This window comes from Cupriavidus sp. R6-3, assembly GCF_059772245.1.
Map to the genome: position 1 here is coordinate 1 of NZ_JCBAJO010000254.1, position 6,352 is coordinate 6,352.

Here is a 6,352-nt window from a genome sequence, read left to right on the forward strand (position 1 = left end):
GTATTGACCACGCCCGACGCCAGGCCGGAATCGCTCGGCTTGACGTCGCTCATCGCGGCCAGCAGCACCGGATTGAACGCGATGCCGGCGCCCAGGCCCAGCAGCAGCATGCCGGGCAGCACGTCGACGACGAAGCCGCCGCCGACCGGTGCGCGCGCGAACAGCAGCAAGCCTAGCGCCGCGAGCAGCAGCCCGGCCGCCAGTGGCGCGCGCACGCCGTAGCGCATCACCAGACGCGCCGACAGCCCCAGCGAGAACGCCGCCATGATCAGATTGGCCGGCAGGAACGCCAGGCCGACCTGCATCGGGGTGTAGCCCAGCACCAGCTGCAGGTACAGCGCCGAGATGAAGAACCAGGCGAACATCGCCGCGGCCCACAGCACGCCGACCACGTTGGAGACCGCGACATTGCGCAGCCGGAACAGCCCCAGCGGCATCAGCGGATGGGTGACGCGCGACTCGATCAGCAGGAACACCAGCAGCAGCGCCACCGCGATGCCGAGCATCGACACGGTCTGCGTGGCCAGCCAGCCAACCTCGTTGCCATTGACGACCGCATAGACCGCCAGCATCAGCGAGACGGTGATCGTCACCGCGCCGCCGACGTCGAGCCGCTGCCCATTGGCAGAGCCCGGCAGGTTCGGAATCAGCGCCAGGCACAGCGCGTAGACCGCGACGCCGATCGGCAGGTTGACCAGGAAGATCCAGTGCCAGCTCAACGCGCTGGTCAGCAGGCCGCCGAGCAGCACGCCGATGCTGCCGCCGCCCGCGCAGACGAAGCCGTAGACGCCCATCGCCTTGGCGCGGTCGGACGGCGTCGAGAACAGATCCATGATCAGCGACAGCGCCACCGCGGACACCACCGCGCCGCCGACGCCCTGCACCGCGCGCGCGGCGACCAGCAGGCCCTGCGATTGCGCCACGCCGCAGGCCAGCGACGCGAGCGTGAACAGCGTGATGCCGAGCAGGAACAGCCGGCGGTGGCCGAACAGGTCGCCGAGCCGGCCGCCGAGCAGCAGGAAGCCGCCGAAGGTCAGCATATAGGCGTTGACGACCCAGACCAGCGCGGTCTCGGTGAAACCGAGTTCGTTGCGGATCGACGGCAGGGCGACGTTCACGATGGTCGTGTCCAGCACGATCATCAGCTCGCCCAGGCATAGGACCATCAGCGCCAGCCAGCGCTTGCGGTCATCGAGTGTGTGCTGCATGGCGTGTCCTTTTGCGGTTCCTGGTTTTTGTTTGGGTTCTTTGCTTCGGGAGCATTGACGGGAGCATTGACGCGCGGGCATTCCGCGCAGTTGTGTACAGCGTTCACAACCATAGCACACAAATGGACAATGTCCACTTCTGTGTTGTCATGTCGCTTTAGGGACACATGCCGGCGCCCCCCACGGGCCGGCCCGAGCCGGCGTGTCCCGCAGCCAGTGCGGCAAGCCTTGCGGCTCAAGCCGTTCGACCCAGGCCGTGCGACTCAAACCGTGCGGCGGTGGCGGACCCGGCTAGTCCGCGCGCCGCCCTGCCCGTCGGCGCGCAGCACCGTCATCTCGGCCAGATAGTCGAGCAGCCGCTTGACCGCCGCCGAGCGCGGCCGCTTGTCGCGCACGATCAGCTGCGCGTCGGCGGCCTCCAGCACCGCGTTGCGCACCGGCAGCGCCACCAGCTGGTCGCCCAGCTCGCGCGCGACCGCCAGCGCCGGCAGGAAGGTCACGCCCAGGCCGGTGCTGGCGTAGTGCTTCAGCGCCGCGATCGAGTTGGTGGTCAGCGCCGCGGTGAAGCGGACCTTCTCGGTCAGCTCGACCAGCTGGATCACCTGGCGCAGGCCGAAGCCGGGCGTCATCAGGCCGACCGGATACGGCAGGATGTCCGCGACGGTCAGCGCCTTGCCGCGACGCGCGAGCGGATGATCGGGGCGCGCGATCACGCAGACCGGCTGGCGCCGCGCCGTCAGCACGCGCAGCGTCGGCTCCGGCGGCGGCGCATAGGCCAGGCCCACGTGGGCGCGATCCTCGGCGACCGCGCGCACCACCTCGTTGACGTTCATCAGTTCCAGCGTGACGTGGATCTTCGGATAGCGCTGGCAGAACTCGTTGAGCACCGCGTGGATCAGCTCGTCGATAAAGCCCTCGCCGGCGACGATATGGATCTGCCCACGCTGCAGCCCGTTCAGCTCCTGCAGCCGGGCCAGCAGCGTCTCCTCGCCGGCGAGCCGCTCGCGGTAGTGGTCGAGCACCAGCTGGGCCGCCTCGGTCGGCATCACGCCGCGGCCGCGGCGCTCCAGCAGCGTCGCGCCGAGTTCGCCTTCGAGCTGCTGGATCTGCCGGCTGATCACCGACGGTTCGACATCGAGCTTGTCGGCGGCGGCGCGGATCGAGCCGGCGGCCACGGCCGCATAGAAATAGCGCAGCCTGCGTTCGCTGAGTCCGGCCGGCAAGGCGCCGTCGCGGTTCGGGTCGGGGGATACGGGCACGGGGTGTTTCCTTCGAAGGTTGTCTGCATGCGGGGGCGTCGTGGCGGCCAGCAGCGTTGACCGTCCAGCGTTGATCGTCCAGCGTCCGCCAAGCGTTGACCGGAGCGTTGACCAAAAAGCAACGGAATCGTACAGCGATGGCTATTGTTCCTCAACGGCCGCGTTGGCAACAATGCGCGAAGGCCGGCGCCGCCCTCACCGCGAACGCCTGCCGAACGGGACAACAACTGCACGACCACAGCACAACAACTTCATAACAAGCGCCCGTCCTGCCAACCCCGCACCGTGCCCCGCGGCACCCGGAGACATCGATGCAACAGACCACCACCTCGTGGAATCCATCGGACGCGATGGCCGCCACGCCCGATGCGCTGGCGCCGATCTATCGCAAGATCAGCCTGCGCGTGCTGCCCTTCCTGCTGCTGTGCTACGTGTTCGCCTATCTGGACCGCGTGAACATCGGCTTTGCCAAGCTGCAGATGCAGCAGGACGTCGGCATCAGCGACGCGGTCTACGGGCTGGGCGCCGGCATCTTCTTCCTCGGCTATGTCATGTTCGAGGTGCCGAGCAATCTGCTGCTGGCACGGATCGGCGCGCGCAAGACCATCAGCCGGATCATGGTGCTGTGGGGCGCGACCTCGGCCTGCATGCTGTTCGTGCGCGACGCGCACAGCTTCTATGCGCTGCGCTTCCTGCTCGGCGTGTTCGAGGCCGGCTTCGCGCCGGGCATGATCTTCTATCTGACCTACTGGTACGGCGGCGCCCGCATGGCGCGCGTGATGGCGATCGTGATGCTGGCCGGCCCGATCGGCGGCATGGCGGGCGGTCCGGTGTCGACCTGGATCATGACCGCGCTGGCCGGCTCGCACGGCCTGGCCGGCTGGCAATGGATGTTCCTGATCGAGGGGCTGCCGTGCGTGCTGCTCGGCGTGGTCGCCTACTTCTTTCTGGACGACACGCCGGCGCAGGCGCGCTGGCTGTCCGACCACGAGCGCCGGCTGCTGGCGCACGACATCGGCGCCGCGCGCGCCGGCGGCGGCCATCACAGCTTTGCGACGGTGCTGCGCGATCCGCGCATCTACGCGCTGGCCTTCGGCTACTTCTGCCTGATCAGCGGCATCTACGCGGTCAGCTTCTGGCTGCCGACGATCCTGAAGGGCGCGGGCGTGACCAGCACGATGGCGATCGGCATGTATTCGGCGCTGCCTTACGTCGCCGCCGCGATCCTGATGTTCCTGGCGGCGCGCAGTTCCGACCGCCATCAGGAACGGCGCTGGCACAGCGCGACGCTGGCCTTCGTCGGTGCCGCCACGCTGGCGGTCGCGGCCTTCACCGCCGACAACCTGACGCTGTCGCTGCTAAGCATCACCGTCGCGACCGCGGCGATGTGGGCCGCGTACACGGTGTTCTGGGCGATCCCGTCCGAATATCTGCAGGGCACCGCCGCGGCGGGCGGCATCGCGCTGATCAACAGCCTCGGTCTGCTGGGCGGCTTCGTCAGCCCGACGCTGATCGGCGCGGTCAAGGACCTGACCGGTTCGCTCGAGGGCGGGCTGCTGGCGATGGTGGCGCTGCTGGCCGCGGGCGGCCTCGCGATCCTGCTGAACCGGCTGCCGAAGGACCGCGCGACCGCCGCAGTCCGCTGATGCTCGCTGCGGTGCGCTGACGGCCGCCGCGGTGCGCTGATGCCCGCTGCGGTGCGCTGACGGCCGCTGTGGTGCGCTGATGCGTGCCGCGATGTGCTGATGCGCTCCGCGGTGCGCTGATGCGTGCGGTGGCCTTGCGTGCTCCCCGCTCCGTTTCCACGTTTCGATTTGACCGACTACCGATCCATGCGCATCCTTCTCGCCGGTTTCCAGCACGAGACCAATACCTTCGCGCCTTCGAAGGCTCACTACGACAACTTCGTCCGCGGCGAAGGCTTTCCCGCGATGGTGCGCGGCGCCGACGTGCTGGCGCTGCGCGACGTCAACATCCCGGCGGGCGGCTTCCTGCGCGCGATCGGCGAGCTGACGCGCGGTGAAGCAGAACTGCTGCCGGTGATCTGGGCCGGCGCCAGCCCTTCGGCGCATGTGGCCACCGACGCGTTCGAACGCATCGCCGGCGAGATCGTCGACGCCGCGCGCGCGCAGCGGCCCGATGCGATCTATCTGGACCTGCATGGCGCGATGGTGACCGACGCGCACGACGACGGCGAAGGCGAGTTGCTGGCGCGGCTGCGCGCGGTGGTAGGCGCCGGCGTGCCGATCGTCGCCAGCCTCGACCTGCATGCCAACGTCACGCAGCGCATGCTGGACAACGCCGACGCGCTGGTTGCCTACCGCACCTATCCGCACGTCGACATGGCGGACACCGGCGCGCGCGCCGCGCAATTGCTGCAACGCTTGCTCGCCGCGGGCAACAGCCGCCCGCTGCATCGTGCCGCGCGGCGCCTGCCCTTCCTGATTCCGATCAACGGCCAGTGCACCTTCCTCGAACCGGCGCGCGGCATCTACGCGTTGCTAGACGAGCTCGAACGCGAACTGGACGGCGTGGTGTCGCTGTCGTTCACGCCGGGCTTCCCGGCGGCGGACTTCGCCGAGTGCGGCGGCGTGGTGTGGGGCTATGGCGACGACGCGGCGCGCATCGAGCAGGCGGTCGCCGCGCTGACCGACGCCGTGGTCGCGCGCGAGGCGCAGTGGGCGGTGCCCTTCCTGACGCCGGACGAAGCGGTGCAGGAAGCGATGCGGCTGTCGCAGGCGGCGAGCCGCCCGGTGGTGATCGCCGACACGCAGGACAACCCCGGCGCCGGCGGCGACTCGAACACGACCGGCATGCTGCGCGCGCTGGTGCGCGCCGGCGCCACCGATGCCGCGATCGGGCTGATCGTCGATCCCGAGGCCGTGCGCGCCGCGCATGCCGCCGGCGTCGGCAGCGACATCACGATTGCGCTCGGTGGCCAGTCAGGCGTGCCGGGCGACGCGCCATTCGAGGCCACCTTCCGCGTCGCGCAGCTGTCCGACGGCCGCTGCCGCTTCGACGGTCCGATGATGAACGGCATGGACGTCGACGTCGGCCCGGCGGCGCGGCTGACGATCGGCGGCGTGCAGGTGGTGGTCAGCGCCGGCAAGGCCCAGATGCTCGATCGCAATCTGTACCGGATGGCCGGCGTCGAGCCCGAGCGGATGAAGATCCTGGTCAACAAGAGCTCGGTGCATTTCCGCGCCGACTTCCAGCCGATCGCCGAGGCGGTGCTGGTGGCCAAGGCGCCGGGTCCGCTGCTGGCCGATCCGGCCGACCTGCCGTGGAAGAAACTGCCGGCGGGACTGCGGTTGCGGCCACTGGGACCGGCTTTCACGGGGCCGCGTGGAGAAGTTTGAAGACACCGGGTCGTCGCGTTCGCGGGGACGACAGCATGGTGGCCGATATCGCATGATGCGCGCATGATCCGCGCCTGATCCGCGTCGTCCCCGCGAAGGCGCGGGTTCGGTGGCTTTGGTGATTCAGTGAAAATCCCGGCTGCCCGCCACCAGCCGGCCCAGCAGCGGACTGAGGTCGACCAGTTCCTGCGCGATCAGATGCCGGACCTCGCCCTGCCGCTGCCAGGTACCGACCACGCCGAGCAGGGCCGCGCCCAGCACCTCCTTGCGCTGGCGGTCGACCAGGTCGGGCCACAGGATCACGTTGATCGAGCCCGTCTCGTCCTCGATCGACGAGAAGATCGTGCCGCTGGCGGTGCCGGGCCGCTGGCGCACGGTGACGATGCCGCAGGCGCGCACCCGCCGCCCATTGGGTAGCCCGGCCAGGTCGCGCGCGGTGGCATAGCCCATCCCCGCCAGCCGCCGGCGCAGCAGCGTCAGCGGATGGGCCTTCAGCGACAGCCCCAGGCTGGCGTAGTCGTCCACC

General features: G+C 69.5%; 5 protein-coding genes. 2 read left to right on the top strand and 3 right to left on the bottom strand.

Annotated elements, in window-relative coordinates; all coding sequences use genetic code 11:
- A partial coding sequence (locus AC6EI8_RS23120) for a DHA2 family efflux MFS transporter permease subunit (RefSeq protein WP_498382982.1) occupies positions 1-1,208 on the bottom strand: 1,208 nt, incomplete at its 3' end.
- Between the two features lie 263 nt (positions 1,209-1,471).
- Positions 1,472-2,467, bottom strand: coding sequence for a LysR family transcriptional regulator (locus tag AC6EI8_RS23125; RefSeq protein ID WP_149318074.1), 996 nt, complete (start codon positions 2,465-2,467; stop codon positions 1,472-1,474).
- A gap of 311 nt (positions 2,468-2,778) precedes the next feature.
- Here AC6EI8_RS23125 and AC6EI8_RS23130 point away from each other — a divergent pair, with 311 nt between their 5' ends.
- Entirely contained in the window at positions 2,779-4,113 is a 1,335-nt protein-coding gene (locus AC6EI8_RS23130; protein ID WP_498382983.1) for an MFS transporter, read from the top strand.
- A gap of 186 nt (positions 4,114-4,299) precedes the next feature.
- Positions 4,300-5,826: a M81 family metallopeptidase gene (locus AC6EI8_RS23135; RefSeq protein ID WP_498382984.1), complete on the top strand. Its 1,527-nt coding sequence runs from the start codon at positions 4,300-4,302 to the stop codon at positions 5,824-5,826.
- 123 nt (positions 5,827-5,949) lie between these two features.
- On the opposite strand, the gene AC6EI8_RS23140 is transcribed toward AC6EI8_RS23135, so the two are convergent.
- A partial coding sequence (locus AC6EI8_RS23140; protein WP_498382985.1) for an OB-fold nucleic acid binding domain-containing protein occupies positions 5,950-6,352 on the bottom strand: 403 nt, incomplete at its 5' end.

What these genes read in the sequence shown, in the direction of transcription:
- AC6EI8_RS23130 (WP_498382983.1), top strand. Translation starts at nt 2,779, where the DNA reads ATGCAACAGACCACCACCTCGTGGAATCCATCGGACGCGATGGCCGCC.
- AC6EI8_RS23135 (WP_498382984.1), top strand. Translation starts at nt 4,300, where the DNA reads ATGCGCATCCTTCTCGCCGGTTTCCAGCACGAGACCAATACCTTCGCG.